Genomic DNA, 21509 nt, shown 5'->3' on the forward strand with positions numbered 1-21509 from the left:
TTTTAGAGGTCGGTTATCGTGTTGAGGTATTGTTGATTTTTAAGGTGGCGAAGCAGAACCCGCCCTTCGGGCATAAATTCCGTGCCATAGCGCACCAGACCAATATCTTTGAGTTCTGCATCAATGGCATAGCGCAACTCACCGGGAACATTCTGCTTTAACAAGACAACGGTTATTTTTTTCAGTCGGGGTTCATATTTGAGCAGTATCGCAGACAATGTACTCATCAATTCATGGGATGATCCTGGCATACCCTGCAGAATTTTTGTCATATCCGGCAGACCATAGTCAGGAAGGTGCGCCAGCGTACCCGCACGGCAGTTAAGAATACGCTGCATATTATCGAGTACCGACAAAATAACCTGGTTTTCTTCACTGATTTGCTCAAGACCAAGGCCACCACTAAAATTACCGGTGAGCATTTCATATAACGAAGGGGTGCTATGTTCCTGGGGCATTATGTCTCCTTGAGCGGCTGCAGCATCAGCCGGTTATTGCCTGCTTCAATGATGCGCGGTTTATCCGGATCAAGTTCTTCACGCTTAATCACCAGCTTCCAGGTATTACTGACCAGGTCGGGATGCCGGAACAATCCCGCCACCGCCACAAACGTCGTCTCTTCATGCATCGGCATATCAAGGTTGCTATCTTCCCCCGGTTTCACTATCACATCACAGAAAGAAAGCAGGTCGGCTTTCAGGGTGATCTCCCCCTCCAGAAGCAGCTGCTGATAGACTGCTTCGTCGAACGCTTTACTATCTTTTAGCTGATACACCCGGATCACCACCGGCTCAGAAAAGGTGTGATTTTCGCGAGAGTCGGTATTCAGCGCTTCACGTGCGGTAAAATCCAGATGCAGTACCTTAATATTCTTGTAAAACACAGCATTGAAGGCTGATTTGGTTCCTTCGCTGACTTTCTGCGTCACCCCGCAGCCCGCCAGGCTGAATGCCAGCAATGGTAAGATCCAGCGCGCAGTTTTAGTTAAACTTGTACGTAACACGTCGGTTTCCTTGTTGTGGTTTCGCAGGCGCAAGCCCGCTGTAGTCACCCAGTTCTGAGGTAAAAGTCTGAGGAATATCATCCGGAAGGTCATCGCCCTCCCCTCCCAGTACCCCATTCATCCCCAGCCAGAAGGTTCCCTCCCCCAGGGGCGGTGCCACCAGCAACCGGGTAGCGGTCGTCAGGGTTATCCTGGCCTTAAATCGCCAGCCCAGGTACACCCGCAGCATCACCAGAAAGTCCTGATACAACAGGCCATTTGGCTTCCAGCCCTGTGCTTCCTGCGGGTTATCCGTTGTCAGGGCTATCAGCAACTGGCTGTTGGCATCCATCGCTTCATCGCCCAGGGGGGTATTGCCGTCCAGTAAAAAATCCTCATCACCATAAAAACCCAGTGGATGACTGACAGTCACCGGGCGCAGGCAGTACGGACTCACCCTGACCGTGGTCTCCGGTGCCAGCAGCGTGACCAGCGCCTGCATGCCTTCCTGGGTTTTGCCCGGCAGGTGCAGTACACCCAGCAGTGCCAGGAAGCGCGACACCGGCGTATCGATATGGTTAGCTATCCCGGGAATACCCAGCCCCACCAGCCCCAGCAGTGACTGGGAAATCTCGTCGTTCCCCCCGGCGTCAAAGGTGGCCGGGAAGGAGTATTTACGCCAGATACGGTAAAACTGCGTCAGAATACGGTGGCTGAAAATATCCAGAAACCCTTGTAACGCCTCGTGCCCTTCCCGCCGCTGGGAGATATCATCGAGATAGGCGGTGGGTAACGGGGAATCAACGCCGTACAGCCCCATAAACGTGGTGCGGATAACCGGTGGTTTGCTGTTATCGTTTTCGTCGTATTCAACGCCTTTCAGTTCACTGGCCGGAAACCCCATTCCCGGATGCGGCGCAAAGCGCACCGGATCGTCAGCAGGATGGCTGGTCGCGCCTATCAGTGGTTTATCCGGGTTGCGTTTTTCCAGCAGCTGACATAAACGGTAAAAGTTAATGCGCTGGAGGTCGGCTTCCAGCCGCGGAGTCAGCCGGGAATACGGCGGTTGTGCTTCTCTTCCCATTCCAGACGCTCCCCTGTCGGTTGCAGAATAATAATCAGGCGATTAAACAGATAAATATCGGTGTAGAGCGCAAAGAAGCGGCTCAGCATTTCACCGAACAGACAGATATCGCCTCTTCCGGCAAAACCATGACTGTCGAGAGTAATTTCAATCTGGACTCCGCGAACCAGATACCCCTGCTCAAAACGTTCGGTTTCGCTGTGCTTTACGTCAATAATCGCTTCCAGACGGCGACGGTTCATTTCGCTGTCGGTCCATTCATACAGCGCCAGCGTGCCGCGCAGCACATCGGCGTTATCCATCATCGACAGAAAACTGCTGCCGAGATGGCTCAGTACACGCCAGTGAAAACGGTCCTGGGCCGGCGGATAACAGGGGAGCGTTGGCATACACAGGTTACGTACAGCAATACTGGTTGAGGTCGTTTTCACCACGGTATCAAGCACTGTGCTTTGCAGCGTCCGCCGCGGCAACTGACCGTTAGTCCCGGTCAGCGTCATGGAGAGGCTTTCATCTTCCGGTACGGTGTGGTTATCAAAGGCTTCGCCGCCAAGGATAAGCCAGGTGTTATACAGCCCTGACGGGCCACGCCGTACGCGGGTATGGTAGTAATATTCCGGGGCCTGATGGCGCATCATCCCGCCTTTGTGGCGGAAACTCGAAAAAGGCACGTAAATGTGCTGACTGGATGACATCACCGAATCGACGGAATAGATCTCGGTATGTCCGTCCTGGACACGCATCGGACGCAGCAAATACTCGGTCTGGAGTGAGTTCAGCGTCAGCGGATCGGACTCCAGCGGGAACAGGTTGATCACCGGCACGCAGTTCAGGCGCAAATGCTTTTCGGTAAAGCTGAAGTCATATTCCCAGCGTTCAGCCAGTATCACGTCAATTTCAAACCAGGGAAGCTCGGCCGGAAAGTCCACCGTTTCCAGGCCGCGCAGGCCGGTAAACATAAATTTTTCACGGAAAGTGAAATACTCCAGCAACAGCTGGTAGCCACTGAAACTGCTGCTTCCTTTCGGCCACAGGTCATCGTTATCGCCAAATCCCAGCGCGGTGAAATACCCGTCCAGTGGCCTGTTGTCCACCTCCCCCGGCAGCCGCAGTCGCAGGTGCGAGGTGTTCATGGTAAAGGCTTCATGCATCGCGCAGGCCAGCGGCGCGTCGGCATTCAAATAAAAAGGAATATGGCTGAGATCGATACGGGTCCAGTCCGCAAGACTGCTGCAGTTAAAACGCAATGTAATCACCGATCGACCATCAGGATCGGTGGATAAACTGGCACGTTCAAGCGCCAGCGGCTGAAGGCCAATCTCTTTGGTGGTGGTGTAGCGGCAGCGCGTACCTTTCTCCCCCATCGGCCGGGAAAGGACTTCAAAACCTTTGGTGATACGCATCGGTTCTTTCATTTCCGGCCAGTCCGGGGTGAATTCCACCACCGACATCGACGGAATGGTGCGCAGATAGTGCGGCCACAACAGGCTGACCAGCCCTTCGGTCAGTTCCGGCAGGTCATCGTCCAGTTTTTCGCGCAGCCTTCCCATCAGAAAGGCAAAGCCCTCGAACAGGCGTTCCACGTAGGGGTCGCGCGCGCCCGCTTTATCAAGATTGAGCATTGCCGCCTGTTCCGGATGCGCGCGGGCAAATTCCTCGCCAGCTTCCAGCAGGTAACGCATTTCCGCATCGTAATAGCGCAGAGTTAAGTCATCCATAGCTTTATGATCTTTTTATTAGTTACACAGCACGGCAGCACGGGCAGGATCAAGAGAGATGAGCCCTGAGAGCAATACGTCCATTTCAGATTGCAGACGGATTTTATCCGCCTCGCTGCGCCCAGCTTTTCCACGTAGTAACTTGAGTCTGCGGGCTTTAACTTCGAACATCAGTTCTGGTACCCCTTGTTCGAACGTCAGCGACTGAGCGCTATTGTTGAGTTCCCACAGCAGATGCAGTGCCATTTCATTTTTGCCGTACTGTTCGCTAACTCTGGCCATCAGCAGACGAATTAACCATTGATCCCGGAAGGAATGGTAGCCTGGTTGAACTTGTAGCCAGCTAAGTGCTGCTTCAATCCCCTCACTGTCAGCCTTAGCCAGGGCTTCAGGCTCCAGCCTTAGTACATCATCACTTGTTAACGTCGGTATAACAGGCTCATTTTTCCAGCCTGAAATATCATCCAGAATATTTTCGTTGATCCAGCGCGTAGTGGTGTCATCGGCAAAGGGCATTCCGTCATTAAAAGTCATCGTCTCAAGCCCTGGAAGACGGGTCAGTAAACCTTGCAGATCCCGGCAGAGGATATCCGCGCGTACACTGTTAGTATCCAGCTTGAGTAGTGCCTGCCAGGCATACCACTGCATATCCAGCCACAAATGGTTTACCCCCTGCACCAGTAAGGTATCCGTATGCTCCAGTAGCTCAGACCAGTTATTTTGCAAGTAAAGTCGTTTGAGATTCGCTTTGTTATCAGGTTTAGGGGGAAGCAGACGGGTACGTCCGGATGCATCCAGAGGCGGGAGTTCTGTCAGCGTATCCCAACGAACACTCTTAAGCAGATGATGCCCTGCCAGCCAGCCTTGCGGTTGAGAGCGCAGATATTTTGCCAGTATTTTGGCCTGGTCGAGTAAATCACGCCCGGACGTAACCGTATTCTCCCTTGGCGAAGAGGAGGCTGACACACTGGGTCCATTCTCTTCCCGACTATTTTGTGGTACCAGGCTCTTGGCACCACCGCTCTGTATCAGGCGGTTTTCCAGAGTCTGATACAATTTTCCAAGCTCCGGGCGGTCATCGTTATCAAACATATTAAATGCCTGCTCGATCAGAAGCAGGCCGCCTGTGATGCGTTGCATGACAGAGATATCGACTTCAGGATATAACAAGAGACTGTCTACTATTCGGTTGCTCCCCAGCCACTCCAGGGCAATTTTACGGCTCCTGTCGCGGCGTGGATGCAGCTGGGAGCCGAACTGTTCAAGCATTGCCGCCAGTAGCTCGATTCCCTGCGCAAACCCGGACTCACCTTCCTGGTGTAACCGTGCCCAGATGTAGAAGGTGATCACGCGCAGATCTTTACAGTTCCCAACCAGTAGCTTTTCCGCCAGCTCGCAAATCAGGCCAGTATCTACGCCAGAAAGTTTGTCAACTTCTTCACGAATGCGCTGAAAAAGATCGTCATACCCAGGGTCTTCACCTGCCGGAGACATATCACTGATGGGAACAAGCCACTGACACCAGTTTTCGGTTCGGGCATGAGTTAGCTGCCGTAGCTGTTTTTCATCTGCCCCGCAGGCAGCAACAAGCTTTTGTAGTGAGTCCATTACTCTATTCCGTCCATGTAATTATTTTCTTCAACGATCATCCATTCCTGAGGTTTAGCGACGCTATCGACCAGAAAGATCTTATTCGGCAATGTGAATCCGCGCAGATCAAGCAGCCCCAGCGGACCATTACCCAATTGCGTACGCAGGACCCACTTCAATATATGGCCGTCCGGTGTCGTAAAGCTCAGCATCCATCGGCTACGATCGATCCGCTGGCATTTCCCCTTCTCCAGCCAGCGAATGAACCCCCAAGTACCGTTGTAATCACCAAACAGACGTGTGCCAGCCTTAATGCTGTTCCAGGTCAGCATAGCTCCCCTGTTAAAGGTTTCTCCCGGCCAGCGGAAACTCTGCCAGTCAGTCATTTGGTTAAAGTAGTGCAACTTTTTCCCGTCAATGGTCAGCTGAGTCTCTACTATTTGTGGTATCGGGCGAGCCTGCAATTCAAAGCAGATCCCTTGGCTACCATCAGTAAAGAGAATGTCCGATAACAGACTGAGTTGATTAACCGCTTTAAGAAAAGCAGGATTAAACATGAGCCCCCGGCTATGGGCATTGTCCGGAACCCACTGACTACCTTCTTTATGCAGCACCCCTTGCAGTTCTGTGGTCAGAAATCGCTCAATACGACCGCTGTCTTTACGGATAAATTCAGCCAGCATCGGCAGAGAGGCTTCACTTTTGCTTGCAGCAAACGGAAAGCGACCTTCAAACGCAGTATTCCAGTTGCCCACGACCGAACGATTCCATTTATCATTGAGACTTGCGGCAGAAGGCTGCAAAACAGTTTCCCAAGCCTGAAGCAATGGCTGCACAAACAGCGTATTACCAAAGCCACTCCACTCTTGTCCAAGGCTTGCCGCCACAAGACTGCCATATTGCTGGGTGTCGGTCAGATCCACGCTTTTTCCCTGAAATACGGTCTGGGCCAGGGTCTGCATCATCTGCCGTGGATCAGCAGCGTTCTCCACTTGTTGCAGACGCAGACGCACACGCGTGATGCGAGTTAAATAGGACTGCAAACTGAGCGAGTTATCCGCTGATATCAAATTACTGGCTTTATTTTTCCCCATAAGCGTTAACAGAGGACCAAAGGTGTCATCCAACGGGCCCTGTGGAGCTAACACAGGCAGGCCAATTGCAGGCTTGTCTTTTCCATCAATAAGGTCTTTGGCAGATTTGGTGATAACATCCGACAGGTCTTCGTTTTGCTGACCGGCCAGCCCCTGCCATGCAAGGGTATTCATCAGGGCAATCAAGGGGGACTGACGCACATCACTCATCAGGGCCAATTGGTCAGTGACATCAGCAATATTGTTCACCGGATTAAGTCGCAGACTGTTGAGGAAAGTCAGCCAACTGTCGGCAAAATCGATGAAGTAACGCTGGGTCAGGCGTGCTTTCAATGCCTCCGGTGAGAGTTCAGCCGAAACGGTATGAAGGGACTCGCTCAGTACCCAGTCGATTTCGTCCCGTCGTGAACCGGCCGCTTTCTCAATCTCCTGCTGAATACCACCTTCCCATGCCTGGCGAGTGAACATACCAGGAAGCACTGCATCGGTGGTAAACAAACCCTGCGCGTCGGTACCATTGATAATCTCTTCCAGAGACACGTCGGCAAAATTACGACTCACAAGTTTGAGCATATTTTCATACAACGTACTTTCAGCATTATGATGGCCTATCTGCCGTAACAACAGCTGACGGATATGATTGACCAGCTGCGCGTCTGGGGTGATGTTCCACTGAGGTTGTTGTGGTAATTCATTGATATAGAACTCCCACAAATCTGGGGAAAGACTCTGCCACAACCCGGTTGAAATACCGGTTCTTGAAGGCTGAACCTCCTTCATTGTCCGGGCGTAAAACTCACCATCCACTTTGTCATGGCGCGACATCATCAGCCAGGCTTTTAATTGGTCATAACCGGATTTCGCGAGTGCTATGCGCTGGTCGCTATTAGGTTCTGAATTGACCAAGGCTGTGAGTTTTTGTGACAACGCACTACTGGCCGGATCGCGGATCAGGCGATTATTCACAACTCCATACCAGGGCAGCAAGGAATCAAGCAGTTGCCGATTATGGTCAAGACCAAAACGCAGATACCAGGGAGCACCTTCCCGGACATGGTGCAGCAGGAGACCAGCAGCGTTACGCAAATCATGTAAAGCCGTTAACTGCTCATCAGAAACGGTCGCGTTTTTTATCAGATGATGAACTTTTGCTGCCACCGACGATATCTGGCTATAGTTCAGCGCAAAAGAGAGCAGCATACCTGCCCCCCAGCTACCGACGATGGTCATGATGCTCCAGGAAAGCGTTCGCTCCCATGCCAGACCGACGCGACGTCCGTGTATACGGGAACAGTCGTCGACGATACTCTGCCAGGTCACAGGCAGAGCTATGATATTGCGCCGTGACTGCGGGACATCGTGCCCTGTTTCTGTGGATATCAGGTCTTCGTCAAATGGGTTAGCGGAGTTCTTATCCGGCAAGCTGAATATCAGACCACGCAAAGGAACATGCTGCTGAGAGCCAGCCAGCCAGGGTATTAATTGCTCAGTCCATCGCGTGATGCCCTCGGCTTTCAGGTATTGGTTCAGACGCAGCAAAAAATCATGGCTATTGTTCTCCGTAATCTGGAGCATGCCCTGCGTCTGTAGGAGCGGCAGCATAAGTTCAAGTTGACGGGTGATATCCTCGACTTTCGCACGCGCCGGGAAATGAGCCCCTACCACCTGCTCTGCGCGCTCGGCTTGTGGCCAGTCGCTATCGCATAGCTGCCATAGCCAGACCGGAGCGGAATAACCGAGAAGCTCACTTATTCTTTCCAGCCCGCGCAGGTCGTTATTGCTTATTTGTGGTGTCAGATTAAGCGATTCGGGTATCACCCGAATAATGCCATCCAGCGGTCGTCCCCAGCACAGTTTGCATAACGCAGTATATTTTTCGCGGTCGACTTCCGATGTCAGGCTGCCGCCATAAATAAGAACAGTACGGCGACCTTCCAGCCACTGCTGCTTTTGCAGACCAGGAACTAATTTCTCGATGGCAGCATCGTCGCCAGTGACCAGCAGCAAACGGACTTTATAGCGCCAGAATAGAGAGTAACGTCTTCTGAAATGCCGGGTGAGGGCTAAAAATTCATACCAATCCGACATTTTCTCTTCATGATCGGTATTCCCTTCATTGAACACGACAGGCGGGGGATTTTTTTTACCTGATAACATAAAAAAAATAAGAGTGCATAATAACGCGCTCAAAGCTATACAACCTGCCACCGTATACCAGAAAACATTGTCATCATATCCAGAGGATAATAGCGCCGTCTGTGCAAGAAAAAATATCAGAAGAGGGACAAACAGAATAAGGAACCCTGTACCCAAGGCGTTCGAGTTTTTTTTCATACCCGTCATTCCTTTTCTGACTGTTTTACAGCCCTGATAAATAAGGGATATTGAAAACGGGCTATCACGTGTCGCAATACAAATGCCATTCCAGGCAACATTAGCACTAATGACAACAGCAAAATGGCCATACCCAGCCAAGAGAATGCTATTGAAGGGAAATAGAAAATAATCAGGCTGTATAGCCCGCCACTCAACAGTGATGCTATCTGAATAGAGCCACCGGGAAAGGGAGGCGGAACGATCAAATCCTCATGTCCAATAGCGGAGGAGACATTTCCAAGCACCACAGCCCAGGCATCATCTTCATTTTCCTGGAGAAGCCACTGACAGGAGGGGCCATAAACTGCCATATCTGCAGCAGCACCAATCATTGCCCAGCCAGCAAGAGCACCATATCGGGCGCACTCTCTGTCATAATCAATAACGCCCCCCATGCCAATGTCGTCATAGAGTGGAACTGACAGTTCGTGCAGTATCCTGTTGACTGACTGAGCCGCTGCGTCTGAAAGACCACTGTGCCAAACCAAAGACTTCTTATCCGCAGGAATAAAAACCGTATCGCGCAATTCGCCGAGCTCAGCTGCCAGCAAACGGGTATTGAGGGGCATCGCCCTGAATAACCGTAGTACATTTTTTTGTTCGTCCGGATGGAGCATAGAGGGGGGCATTAAAAATAATACGCTGGCAAATTCCGGTATAGCATCCTCAGACTGACGATAGTGCATCGCTAAAACCAGTATTGGACATTTTGCTGCCCCCATAAACTGATTCCATACCTTCAGGGATGAATCTGTATTCTGAAGCTCAATCTCTGTTTCCCAGGGTAAATGCTCTTCAGTCCAGATGTGCTGGAGTGACTGCGATTCTCGCTCTTTATTGCTACCACTGGTCTGCACAATAACCCGTAGTGGACCTGAGGGATATCGTCGTAGAAGCAAAGGCAGTATCCGAGAGATAAGGTGGCGGAGCAGTTGCTCGAAACGTGGGATCCCCTGCGTCATCACCTCTTCCGGTAATAGCATTAAAGGCGGTGTGTCTAGGTCATCATCTTCCGGTATATGGGTAATACGTGATAACAGCTTCGTATCAGATGAGAGGAAGATATGGTTGAGAATAATGAGATGTTGATGTGTACGCCTGCGGCATATCAGATGTGTATGCCGGCACCACGTATTCCAGTTCCAGACACAAGTTGCCACGATTTCCCAGCACAGACTGTATAACGCGATGGAGACCGAAATGCCTGCGAATATCCAAGTCATCAAGGATAATCCGTATCCACTGTTCAGCAAGGACAATTCTGCGGTTGGTGATTTCAATACAGCAATAATTAACCCGATAAAAAGACCTGAGATAATAATTAACAGGCAAACCCACGGCGACCAGGCAGATGCCTGCTCTTTTTCAGGCACCTTTAACAGAGACCATCCCATCAGCTGACCTCCATATCCCGCACACCTGCAATCACAGTGGCACCACATTGCGTAATACAACCATGCAAGACTATTCCGCGCCCATTCTCCTCATAAACAGAAACATCGCACTGAATAATGCTATTTATGCCATGTAGAGGACAAGTGGTAATATCATTAAAAAGTGCTGCAGGCTTACCTGATATTTCAAGACTGGATGAAGCATATAATACTTTACCACCATGCGTGGTAATATCTCCCAAGACGACTATAAACTTTCCCACGTTATATACCTTATTCCATTCTTAATATAGCATTGAAGTAATAAAAAATCGTTCGTCAATGTCCTTCAATACCCACAGCCACCCGGTGATTTTAATATTATTAACTTCACTTATTCATAAAATAAAAAACTGCCAGGATATATACCCAAAATAATTCGAGTTGCTTGTAGGCACCCAGTTCAGCCCGTCGATGATCATAGGTAAACTCTGTGATTCGGCAGGCTGGACGCAGGCAACACCCAAGCGACTTGAAGTTTGACGGGGATATCAGTGATTGACAGAAACGATGATTAGCTCCAATTAATGATTATCAGCTGACAATTTAAAACTAAAAATATACCTGTTATTAGCATCCCAGTTTCTTCAACATCCCTTTTATCAACATAAGCATCAGCGTATTAATACCGCTATCTTTCCTGATAAGAACAGGAATAGCAGGAAGAGCTAATTGTCCATGCCGGTAATAGTCATCACTTTCTAACCAGTCAGCCTGGTAACGTAACTCAGCTAAACTTTCTCTGTCCCATGAATGCCAGCAGTAACCTATCGGTAAATCATAGGCAATGACTCGACTCATAAAGCGTTTATCTCGTGGCAGCGTACCAGGATCAGTTGCCCGCTGAATGTAAGTACGGATCTCTTTCAATATTTCCTCCCTGGAGTGTCTTTCATATCGGCTACGATCTTCTTTTGAATCGGGTTCCGACTGACAGTCACCGTCGAGCTTTTTGAGAGCCATGTTCTCTTCAAAAGAACCATAAAGTGAGATGTAATAACGGTAGCCATTCATAAAAGACGCATTAACACCAGGGTCAATCTGTCCGTATCTGTAACCCTGGTCACAATTTTTCAGCTCTTCAGCAGACAAGGGTTCTGGTACCGCGGGAGCGTTAATTCCCGATTCAGGCCCCTTTAATGACTCAGGGCAGGCCGCATTCTGCAACAGCGTTTTGGTCTTGCCTGCCAGACCTTTCTTCTCCTCAGAAGCGCTGGAATGGGCTTGCATATTAGGTTCAGCACCACAGGGGGCATCGGGTCCGAGCATACGTACGTACAGCGTATCGCCTGCGCGTTTAAATAAAGGATGTGATGCGGTGAACTGCGTGATTCGGGTATTAGATAACCTAAGCCAGCCGATCCTGCGCAAAGACGTTAAGTCCACCGCTGTGTCATGTGGATTGTAGTAAATCCAGGTTGTTCCATGATTATCGCGTTCCGGTATATCGGCGTAGGTTTTCCCCGTTGGTGTCCAACTTTCTCCCTCACTGCATACCCCTGCCAGCAATCGTTCGTAACCCTGTCGCTGCAGACGTTCTCTATTTTCAGCCACCTTCTTCACAATATCCGCAAACGTTGCTTCCCTGGCCTCTTTGCTGATGATTTCGTCCATCGGATAAGAGATATAGGTCATAGGTTCATTATCCAGCGCATAGGGTGAATTCATCATAAATAATGCATCTGGGGTTTCTATTGCAGCGGCGGCCAAGGCAATCATTGTCCCTTGACCATGTGACAGTATCGTCACCGTATCTTCAGGATGTTTATCGCGGATCGTTTTAATTAATTTTACCAGGCGACCAGCCGCATGCGCACAATAATGACGTGGAGGTCCGGTAGTCAAAAGTTGATCGCATTCGCCATTCAGTAATTGCGTATTCAGGGGTAATGAAATACCCAGTGCCGAAGGGCTGTTATCAAATCCTTTATCACTCCACAGGCTAACCAACTGGTTACAACCATTTTGAAAAGGTCCCCCACCCCAGTAAAAGGGACCTTTCTTTTTTCGCTGTTCTGGTGTCAGATCGTAATAATCATCGCCTTGTTTATTTTTTAATGGAATCGCATATTTATCAGTTTCATTATCTGCTGCGCGGTAGCCCCAATAAAAACGAATAACGGGAGAACGCCCCTCTTTTATTATTTTTCGCGAGGAAGAAACTCCCTTTTTATCTCCCCCATTACTATCGCAGCCTCCCTCTGTATATTCATTTGCTACAAGAATATGCCTACCATACAGCCCCAGTCGCTTATTTAAACCCTCGCATAATGATTTTTCAGCAGCCTCATACCACTCGCCTTCAGAATTCACGCCGTGGACAAATATAATTAACCCCGGTAAATGTAGTGGCGGCTGCATTTCAGCATGAACCTGAATATTTTTATGTGAAGTTATTGAATAAGAAAAGGGCGAGCCGTTATCTGTTAATAGAACATCGATTTTACGTGTCGGAGATATTTTATCATTGTTCATCAGCCACTCTCTCGGCAGATTATATCCGTCATACTTCAAGTTGCCTGGGTGTTACCTGGATATAGGAGATATCATATTTTGCTAATCAGACTCACCGCCATTTGCTTTTTGTATTGATTTCTTCAAAGCTATCTTCAATGCATCGACAGATTTTGACGTAATAGGTGATGAATGACCTTGCTCATCGGTGACACCAGATAGCACACTCCCGTCCTGTAGATGAATATCATAATGCTGATTTACCAGCGGTTTATCTGAAACAGGATGAGTAACAACAAATTTCTCATCAAATGTTGAGGGCTCAAATGATTTCATCACACTCTGCATACTGCCAGAACCTGATTTTTTAATGCCGCCATTCTTGATTCGTAGCTTTCCCGGCCCACCTATCTCAACATTTCCATCATTAATTTTTATATACCCTCCGCCGCAGATCAGCGTGAGTTCATCCTGTGCCGTAACCACCAATTTCTTACCGCTCGAAATATACGTATCCTGAGTAGACCACGTAGTGATATTCCCGCCTTGAGCCTGAATATCAATATCATTTTGTGAACTGTACAATTTTGCACCTTCACGGCTGTACAAACTGAGTTGCTTACCCACGGCCAGTGTGAAGTCTCTTTGTGCGCCTACATCCAGCTGCTTGCCTGCTGTCAGTGTCAGATTATCACTGGCAGACAGCAGCATATCTTCTCCACTTGCCAGTGCAATTCCCTGCGAAGCACTGGCCAGCAGGACTTCCTGCTGCAGCTTTTCCAGCTTTTTGTTGAGCAATTCCTGCTGACGTCCGACATCAGCTGCCAGCGCCTGAGCCTGTTGTGCGCAGGCTGAGAGGGATTCCATTTCTGCCACCGCAGCTGAAATACGGGCTATTGCTGGTTCCATATCCAATACCTGCCCTTGTCCCTTAGTTTGCCTGTCCGCGGTAATAAATATCCCTTTTTCTGCCCGTATTGCTCCCCAAGCGTCGGTTCTCAGTTCAAAACCTTCACCACGCTGCTGCTTTTCTGCATCCACTAAATGGCCGAGGTTGAGCTGGCTTTTGCCGCCGTATTCGGTGCTGATTTTGATATGTTCTTTGCCGCGTTCGTCGTCGAGGCGGATTTTGTTGTTCGACGGGGTGCGCAGGACGTTGCGTTTGTAGTTATGGATAGTGACGTGGTCGCCGTGGGCCGAGTCATGCATCACGCCCTGGATATAGGGCCTGTCCGGGTTGCCGTCTTCAAAACCAATCGCCACTTCGCTACCGGCCAGTAATGGCAGGTGCAGGCCGTAGGTGTCCCCGGCGTAGGGGCGGGACTGGCGTACCCACAGGCTTTCAAATCCGGTTTCCCAGCTGTCACGGTCAAACAGCATATTGACGCGATAGCGCCCGGCTTTATCAATATGCCCGTAGGTGTCATTTTCGGTGGTGCTGGTCACCCGGGCAGGCAAAGTACCCGCCATCACCGGGCGCTTGTCGGGGTTCGGGCGGAAACAGAAATCGCTGCTGTCCGGGATACCGTCAAAATGAACCCCGAAGTCTTCATCCCGGCGGGCATGGGTGCGCATGGCGGTGATCACCAGCCCGCGGTTGAAGACCTCTTCAACTTCATAACCCCCGGTCACTTCCAGCACCTGCCCCAGACACAGGGTCGGGCTGCTGGTAATGCCCCCGGCCCGGGTCTGGCCGTTCAGGTAACGTTCGTGGCGAATACGGGCATAAAAGGCACCGGACTCCGGGGCCGGGTGAAGGTCATAAGTACTGCCTTGCGTCAGGAAGTTATCGGCGTAGTGATAGGCTTCCCCGTAGGTGATGGTCTCTCCGCGGCTGGCATCCACCGCGATATCCATATCCTGCGTGGCCTGGCGGTAGTTGTAATCCCGGGTGCTGACCTGTTTTTGCACCACGTTATGGCTGCTTGTCATCCCCCAGACAGAATCCGCCCCTTCAGCATGCTGGCCCGATGGCGGTACGGACGGCAGACTCATGACTTTTTCGTAGCCCTGCTGGCTGTCGTAAAACTCCACCACGTCGATATTCAGGCGCGTGTCAGTGGTGAAGCGGAACCAGATCCCTACCTCCCCCAGCAGGCGGGTGATAAAGTGCAAATCATCCTCGCCGTACTGCATTACCTGTTCGCGGCGCGGGTACTCTTTTGTCAGTGAAAACAGAAAATCCTGCCCGCGCAGGTTATGGCGCTCTCGCAGGATTTTTTCCACGATTTGCGGCACCGACATATCCTGATAGATGGCGTTCTGGTGTGAGCGATCCAGCAGCGCCAGGCGTGGCTCAAGCGTCAGGGCATAAAGGGTTTCATCCTTTGAGGTGCCAAGACGCTCAAAGCCGCTTACCACTCCCTGAATCACGCGCACCGGTTGCTGGATTTTGATACCAACCCCCTGGTTAATCAGTGCCCGTAGCGTCAGGGAGCCGTTCTTCATCAGCATCATCTCTTTGCTGATAGCATGGTTTGTGCTGGTGAACTCAATGCGGTAGCTGAACGGGGTGCTCAGGGCTTCTGTTCCCTCAAACGCCAGCACATCCATATCGGCGTCACAGCCTTTCACCGCCAGTAAATGATGACGATGGCTGAATATTAACGAAAAGTGGGTACTCATAAGCTCATTCCTTGTTGTTTGTCACACTCCATTTCGATCCCCTTTTCATCGCTCCGACTATTTCAGCAACCAGTGTTCCGGTAAAATTTCCGCGTGGGCGCGGGTCTGGCAGAGCAAGGCGGCCTCTTCCATCACACGTGCACAGTAAGGGTTCAGATATCTGAACAGGCTGGCTGGGTTTTCCATAACTTTCTCTCTTTATGCTGTTCCAGGGCACGCTACCGCCCTTCGCTGTTTCCCGTAAAGGGAACCAAAGCGCATACGGTCAGGCTGGCAGAGTGTATTTTTGCTGAATGTCCGCTTGCGGCAGACGCTCAGCAAAAATGAAAAAAGCGGACAGATAAACCTGCCCGCGGGTGACTTACGCCGTCGTGCGTTCGTTCCAGGAATCGGAATGAATGATGTTGCCGTCATTGTAGGTCCAGATGATTTTTTCGTAGCGCAGCTCAAGCCGCTCCAGGTGGTTGTGCTTCTCTTTAGAAGGATCCTTGATGTCATACATAACCGGACTGACTTTCACCACTTTGACGTTTTTCAGCGTGGTGTTGAAGAACTCCACTTCCTGCCCCGCGTCATTGATGCGATACCACTTGAATTCCGCAGACTTCAGGGTTTGTCCGGTGGTGACAGCTTTATAGAGATATATGCTGGAGGAGTCGATTTCCTTGGTGAACTGGAAAGGCTCGTGGACTCGGGTACCGGTCAGTTTACCGGTGTTGTTATCGGTCGGGATGTACAGGCTATGCTCCTGCGCCACCACTTCGATGCTGCCTTCACGATCCTGAACATCAACAGATCCTTTGATATCCGCGCCACCGTCATCTTTCAACCAGAGATAAACAGGAATTGCCATAGAATTACTCCCTATTGTGTTGTAATGCGCCACCATCCTGTAATGACGCTTCGGTATATTCTGGTATCTGACAGGCATTGGCCTGGGGTACCAGACTGATTTCGACACGACGGTTGAGCGTACGCCCCTCCGCTGTGTCATTGCTTGCTACCGGTCGGCTTTCTCCATGGCCCTGAACCGCAAAACAACTTTCCGGTATATTGCCGATATCACGCATCCAGTCGCGCACCGCTTCGGCACGTTTCTGAGAAAGCGTCTGGTTCAATTGTGAACCGCCGGTGTTATCAGTGTGCCCGGCCACGACAATCAGCCAGCCCGGCTTGGCCTTAATCCCGACCAGTGAATTGATCAGGACTTTAGTTGAATCCGTGTTGAGCGCAGACTGACCGGAGTCAAACAGCGATATGCTGTCCAGACGGATAATTTTCGGGGCCGGTAGTGTGGGTTCAGAGGGTGGTGATGGCGGCGGCGGAATATAAGAGCGGATCGCATCCAGAACAGGCATATGCAGACGTTCTCCCTGATACAGGCCGAGGCTCATTCCAGCGGGCACACCATTGCGCGTCCACTCATCCAATTTCGCCGCATCATCACGCAGGACGGCAACAGCATCGGCTTTCGAATCGTAGTCATCCATTGCGATACGTTCGTAACAAGCAATATCGAAACTGACTTGGTGCAACAACTGGTGGTTATTCCAGCCGCTGCTTAACAAGGCAACCACCGCAGCCAGGGTGAACATGCCTAATGCACAGCACCAGGCCCTGGCGCGTGGAGTGATCCCCCGCCCTTCCGGCAACAGCGGCAGTACGAAATCCGGAAACAGTGACGATCCGGCGCTGCCCGTACCTGCGGGCTGCCAGCCGGCTACCTGCTGCATGGCGGTATGGCGGGCCAGCCATGCAGTCCAGACAGAAGAGTCCAGGCTTCCGGCAAGAACCGGCCCCATTCCCCAGAGTACGGCCCTGGGCGTAATCGCCGGGATATCCGGGTTTTCATCCATAAATACCGCTTTGACATGCGTACAGAACCACCTCATCAGGCTGTTCATCAGCACCTGTTGTTGCATGGCTATCGCCCCGCCAGTGGTAACCCATGCATCAATTGAACTGGGGGAAGCAGACTCACGCCATACGCGAACCCCCTCTCCTTGGATAGCGGTCTGCCAGAGCACATCATTTATCATGCTGCTACCCGTCTGACCACAGAGCACCAGCGGTATGCTATACCCGGTCTCCTTGCGCAGCCGACTGATTTGCCAGCGCAGCGTCAGCAGACGACTGGCCAGCCGTTCCGTGTCGGCATGCTGCTGCGGACAAATGCTGACCATCACGGACAGCTGGTGCCCCCAGTGCGGGCGCATCCACAGTACATGGCGGGCAACATGCTCCAGATCCTGATAATCCTCCACCCGGATCCAGCATCCCTGGGTGACGGTGAGTACTGAGGAGCCCTTAGCCCAGGCTTGGGAAATATCACCGCAAACCAGCACCACTGGTTGACGATAAATGGATTCAGGCAGGGCATCCAATTGCAGGGTAGTCTCGTATTCCGTGCGACGGCTCACCACATACCAGTACACCGCAATCAGTCCCATAATGGTTACCCAGACGATCTCCGCGACCAGTTTCGTGACCGGCAGAAAGCCCAGGCAGACCATGCCGCTCAGTAGTGCAGCCCACAACACCAACCCATACTGCTGCGCGAGACTCATTTCACGGCTCCTGGCAGCAGGGTCAGCAGTATTTGGGTAAGCCAGTGATTCAGTCCCCACGAAAGTATCACCAGAACAATGACACTCAGACTTATCCGTACCGGCCAGGAGGCTATCCACCTCCCCACCTGCCATCTGCCTCGATTTTCTACCAGGATCGGGTGGTTATGTGGGTAACTGAACGGCGTCACCCGTTCGCTCAGGGCTGAGACGAACTTCAGACGTTCCGGATCGTCCAGGGAACGGAAGTTTCCCAGAAACCCGAGCATCATCACGCGCTGAAAACACGTTAACACCGCACTGTCCGGGGCCGGCTCACACAGCACATCACGTATCCGATCGCACAGGGTATCACCGGCATCCATGGTGCCAAGAAAATGCCCCTGCAGCGGAATGTTATACCACTGCACACAGGCATCATCGTCCACTCCACGGCCTTTTACCGTCTCATCGAGCAGGGCACACTGGGCGGTCATAATATGCCGGCAACTGGCTTCGTTCAGCCCACTGGCTTTCAGTTCACGCTGCACGCGCTCTACATCGGCAATGCAGCGCTCCCACAGAACCTGACCTTCTCCGTCCTGAAACTGCGGGCCGTGACGCAGGCTGATGACCTGCAGCCAGGTATCCTGCAGCAATGCATCAATATCAATGGACGCGGCAGCACCGCGTTTACCTTCACTCATGTTCTCAGTACCGCAAAGAGTTCAAGTTCGGGCTCACCGAGCATCCCGGGAACATAAAACATGCAGGTTCCGCCCTGAAGCATTTCGGCTGCCAAAGGATGGGAGATATCAAGGCTGAAATACTGGTTTTCCAGACGTAGCGGAATAGCGGCCGGAACATGACGCAGGGGCACCAGAGGGACACCCACGCGGGAAGAGTTCACTATCCCCCGCACATGATCAGGGCTCCCCACTTTGCACTGGCGTGGAAACTGTTCCTGCAGCTGTGCCGCAGGCATCGGGGAGCGTACCGACAGGTAATAATCGGCACCTTCACGCAGGCGAGGATCGTGCAGGCGGGTCTGCCAAAAGTGCAGACGTGGATCATAGTCGAGTTCCAGGGCGACCACGCGTGACGGCAGGCTGGCTTCGAGCAGGTCGCCGAGCAAATCAAATAGCGGCGGAAATACCCTGTTAAGATGCTCATGCTGCCAGACAGGAATGGCGCTCACCTGATGTTCCAGAGAAAATGTCAGCAGGCTTCCCATCAGGCGGACAAGCTCCGGATACAAACGCTCCGGCGGGCTTTGTGGATTACGCTGAAACTGGCCGAGGACAGGCTCCGCGCTGTTCAGGGCGTTGAGTAACCAGAACAGGGACACATCGGCCACGGCGAAATCCGCCATGCGTTCATTGCTCTCACGGCGCATCGACATCAGTCGGGTCAGGCGGGTGCGCAGCTGGGTCATCAGCTGTTCCAGTTGGAGCGACAGCCAGCGACTTCCCTGGAGGGTCAGAAGCGGAGGAAGAAAGGTCTCGTCAAGTTGCCATATGCCCTGTAGATCCTGTTGCACGCGGGCAACCGGACAGGTCAGGTAATCACCGTTGTTCTGGTGAGCAAAGCGCAGCGTCAGCTCCGGCTGGATCACCGCAATCTGACGGGTGTCCTCTCCGAAAGTATTGCGAACATCCCGCCAGCACTGGCGATAACGCACCGGACGATCGGCGGTTTCATCTGGTTTCAGGCAGTTACCGCCGTTCGACCGCAGCAGTGGCAGAGCCAGCATCACGACCACACCATTTGATTCAGCACTTTCCAGTGACAGCACCGGGGGCAGGTCGTCAGCATTGTCAGTGTCAATCAGCGTCCCGTCCTGAAAACGGATATGCAGATGGCGGGCCTGCAAACGGCCCAGTTTCAAAGCGTCAGGTTCGAAGGAGGCCTCAATCACCCCCCAGGGATGACTGAGGCCCAGTCGGGCGATACATTCCGCAGACCAGGCCGTGTATGCGGCCTGTTGCTGGAAGTGCTGGGGAGAGACCATAATGCCTCTGCCCCATAGCGGTTGTTCCGTTTTCATCGGCTTCCTGCCTTTAGATTATGCTTTCGCCTTTGGCATCTGGGAAACCAGTGACAGGTTGACGTCCATGCCTTCGACCTGGAAATGCGGTACCGCGTACAGCTTCACGCGGAAGAAGCCCGGGTTATCTTCGATATCTTCCACGGTCACTTTCGCATCACGCAGGGGATGGGAAGCCTGCAGCTCGTCGCCCGGATCGGTCATTTCGGTGACCAGACTGCGGATCCAGGTGTTCAGCTCCAGTTCCAGCAGGCGACGGTCTTTGGTGGTCCCGATATTTTCACGCTGGATAAGTTTCAGATAATGCGCGATACGGGACAGCAGGAAGATATACGGCAGACGGGCGTTGATCCGGCTGTTCGCCGTGGCATCGGCGGTGTCATACAGGGCCGGTTTCTGGACGGAGTTCGCCGAGAAAAAGCACGCATAGTCACGGTTTTTATAGTAAGACAGCGGGATAAAACCGAGGCTGGAAAATTCAAATTCACGCGTTTCTGGGATCATCACTTCTGACGGAATTTTCACCTGATTACCGGTGCCCAGGTCATAGAGATGGATAGGCAAGTCTTGCACTGCGCCACCCGCCTGCGGACCACGAATTTGTACACACCAACCGTTATTGATAAAACTGCGCACCATGTTAGCCGCAAAGGAGAACGACGCATTCGTCCACAGGTATTTATTGTGTTCCGAGCCTCTTACCTCCTCAACATAGTTGAAGCTGCGTACCGGCACGGTATCCGGGCCATAGGGCAGACGGCCTAACACACGCGGCATCACCAGGCCGATATAGCGGGCATCATCTGTTTCACGAAAGGATTTCCATTTCAGGTATTCCGCCCGGTCAAAATAGTTGCCAATATCTTTAATTGCCGCGACCTCTTCCATGGAGTCTTTCAGGAAGAATTTCGGTCCCGCAGAGCCGATAAACGGCATATGAGCCGCAGCAGACACTTTAGAAATATTCCGCAACAGCGCCACGTCTTGAGCTGAGGCATCAAACTCGTAAGCGGAAATCAGGGCTGCGATCGGTTCCCCTCCCGGTGTATCATATTCATCAATATAAGTGTGTTTATACAACCCGCTCTGGGTGGTTTCCGGGCTGTCTTCAAAGTCCTGAAGCAGGTCGTCTTTCGACAGATCCAGCAGCTCAATTTTGACGTTCTGGCGAAAATCCGTTTTATCGACCAGGGACTTCACGCCACGCCATAAGCTTTCTATCGCCTGGAAAGCGTCGTGATGCATAACAGCATCCAGCTGGCGGCTAATCTGGAAATCCAGCTCAGCAATATGGTGGTCGATAAGTGTCTTGTCCAGTTTTTCAACTTTTGAACCCGATTTTTTCAGGCATTCGAGAAACACCTGCATCCCTGCGGTCAGGCGCTCATCTGCTGTCGCATCCGACATCGCCTGTGCATCCTGCCAGATATCCAGCGCGCTCAGCTCGGATACCGGGTTCAGGTTAATTTTTTCAAACAAAGAGGCATAGACGCTACCCGCTTGCTCCAGCACCACACTCTCGCCACCCGCTGTGTTCTCAGTTTTTACAGACATCAGTAG

General features: G+C 51.7%; 16 protein-coding genes. All 16 read right to left on the reverse strand.

Annotation, left to right across the window (positions count from 1 at the left end):
- Positions 1–2: 2 nt before the first annotated feature.
- The 16 genes from tssE to tssC all read right to left on the reverse strand — a co-directional run bounded on the left by tssE (position 3) and on the right by tssC (position 21503).
- Positions 3–458, reverse strand: a complete 456-nt coding sequence (tssE, locus tag Q1A40_RS07865; protein WP_299999026.1) for a type VI secretion system baseplate subunit TssE — start codon at positions 456–458, stop codon at positions 3–5.
- Positions 458–1003 carry a type VI secretion system lipoprotein TssJ gene (gene tssJ / locus Q1A40_RS07870; protein ID WP_299999027.1) on the reverse strand — a complete coding sequence of 182 codons (546 nt, stop codon included), beginning with the start codon at positions 1001–1003 and terminating at the stop codon, positions 458–460. The genes tssE and tssJ overlap by 1 nt, the downstream gene beginning before the upstream one ends.
- Positions 981–2066: a type VI secretion system baseplate subunit TssG gene (gene tssG, locus Q1A40_RS07875; RefSeq protein ID WP_299999029.1), complete on the reverse strand. Its 1086-nt coding sequence runs from the start codon at positions 2064–2066 to the stop codon at positions 981–983. Before tssG ends, tssJ begins: the two co-directional genes overlap by 23 nt.
- Complete coding sequence (gene tssF / locus Q1A40_RS07880; protein WP_299999031.1) at positions 2030–3784, reverse strand: type VI secretion system baseplate subunit TssF; 1755 nt, start codon at positions 3782–3784, stop codon at positions 2030–2032. Before tssF ends, tssG begins: the two co-directional genes overlap by 37 nt.
- Positions 3785–3802: 18 nt before the next feature.
- The gene (gene tssA, locus Q1A40_RS07885; RefSeq protein WP_299999033.1) at positions 3803–5392 is read right to left on the reverse strand and encodes a type VI secretion system protein TssA; all 1590 of its coding nucleotides are present in this window, start codon (positions 5390–5392) and stop codon (positions 3803–3805) included.
- Positions 5392–8802, reverse strand: a complete 3411-nt coding sequence (locus Q1A40_RS07890; protein WP_299999034.1) for an ImcF-related family protein — start codon at positions 8800–8802, stop codon at positions 5392–5394. The genes tssA and Q1A40_RS07890 overlap by 1 nt, the downstream gene beginning before the upstream one ends.
- A 5-nt stretch (positions 8803–8807) precedes the next feature.
- Positions 8808–10238, reverse strand: a complete 1431-nt coding sequence (locus Q1A40_RS07895) for a hypothetical protein (protein WP_299999035.1) — start codon at positions 10236–10238, stop codon at positions 8808–8810.
- Positions 10238–10501: a PAAR domain-containing protein gene (locus Q1A40_RS07900; protein ID WP_299999036.1), complete on the reverse strand. Its 264-nt coding sequence runs from the start codon at positions 10499–10501 to the stop codon at positions 10238–10240. The genes Q1A40_RS07895 and Q1A40_RS07900 overlap by 1 nt, the downstream gene beginning before the upstream one ends.
- Before the next feature lie 346 nt (positions 10502–10847).
- Entirely contained in the window at positions 10848–12752 is a 1905-nt protein-coding gene (locus Q1A40_RS07905) for a hypothetical protein (protein ID WP_299999038.1), read from the reverse strand.
- Between the two features lie 81 nt (positions 12753–12833).
- Positions 12834–15356 (reverse strand): type VI secretion system Vgr family protein, encoded by a 2523-nt coding sequence (locus tag Q1A40_RS07910; RefSeq protein ID WP_299999039.1) that lies wholly within the window; start codon positions 15354–15356, stop codon positions 12834–12836.
- Positions 15357–15413: 57 nt separating this feature from the next.
- A complete protein-coding gene (locus Q1A40_RS07915) occupies positions 15414–15542 on the reverse strand; it encodes a hypothetical protein (RefSeq protein WP_299999258.1) in 129 nt (42 codons plus the stop codon).
- Between the two features lie 175 nt (positions 15543–15717).
- On the reverse strand, positions 15718–16209 hold the full coding sequence (locus tag Q1A40_RS07920) for an Hcp family type VI secretion system effector (protein ID WP_299999041.1): 492 nt from the start codon (positions 16207–16209) through the stop codon (positions 15718–15720).
- A gap of 4 nt (positions 16210–16213) precedes the next feature.
- Positions 16214–17923, reverse strand: coding sequence for an OmpA family protein (locus Q1A40_RS07925; protein WP_299999043.1), 1710 nt, complete (start codon positions 17921–17923; stop codon positions 16214–16216).
- Entirely contained in the window at positions 17920–18609 is a 690-nt protein-coding gene (gene tssL / locus Q1A40_RS07930; RefSeq protein WP_299999046.1) for a type VI secretion system protein TssL, short form, read from the reverse strand. Before tssL ends, Q1A40_RS07925 begins: the two co-directional genes overlap by 4 nt.
- Positions 18606–19949: a type VI secretion system baseplate subunit TssK gene (gene tssK / locus Q1A40_RS07935; RefSeq protein ID WP_299999048.1), complete on the reverse strand. Its 1344-nt coding sequence runs from the start codon at positions 19947–19949 to the stop codon at positions 18606–18608. Before tssK ends, tssL begins: the two co-directional genes overlap by 4 nt.
- An 18-nt stretch (positions 19950–19967) precedes the next feature.
- Positions 19968–21503: a type VI secretion system contractile sheath large subunit gene (gene tssC / locus Q1A40_RS07940; RefSeq protein ID WP_299999050.1), complete on the reverse strand. Its 1536-nt coding sequence runs from the start codon at positions 21501–21503 to the stop codon at positions 19968–19970.
- Between the last annotated feature and the right edge of the window lie 6 nt (positions 21504–21509).

This window comes from uncultured Cedecea sp. (assembly GCF_947498825.1).
GTDB lineage: Bacteria > Pseudomonadota > Gammaproteobacteria > Enterobacterales > Enterobacteriaceae > JGM124.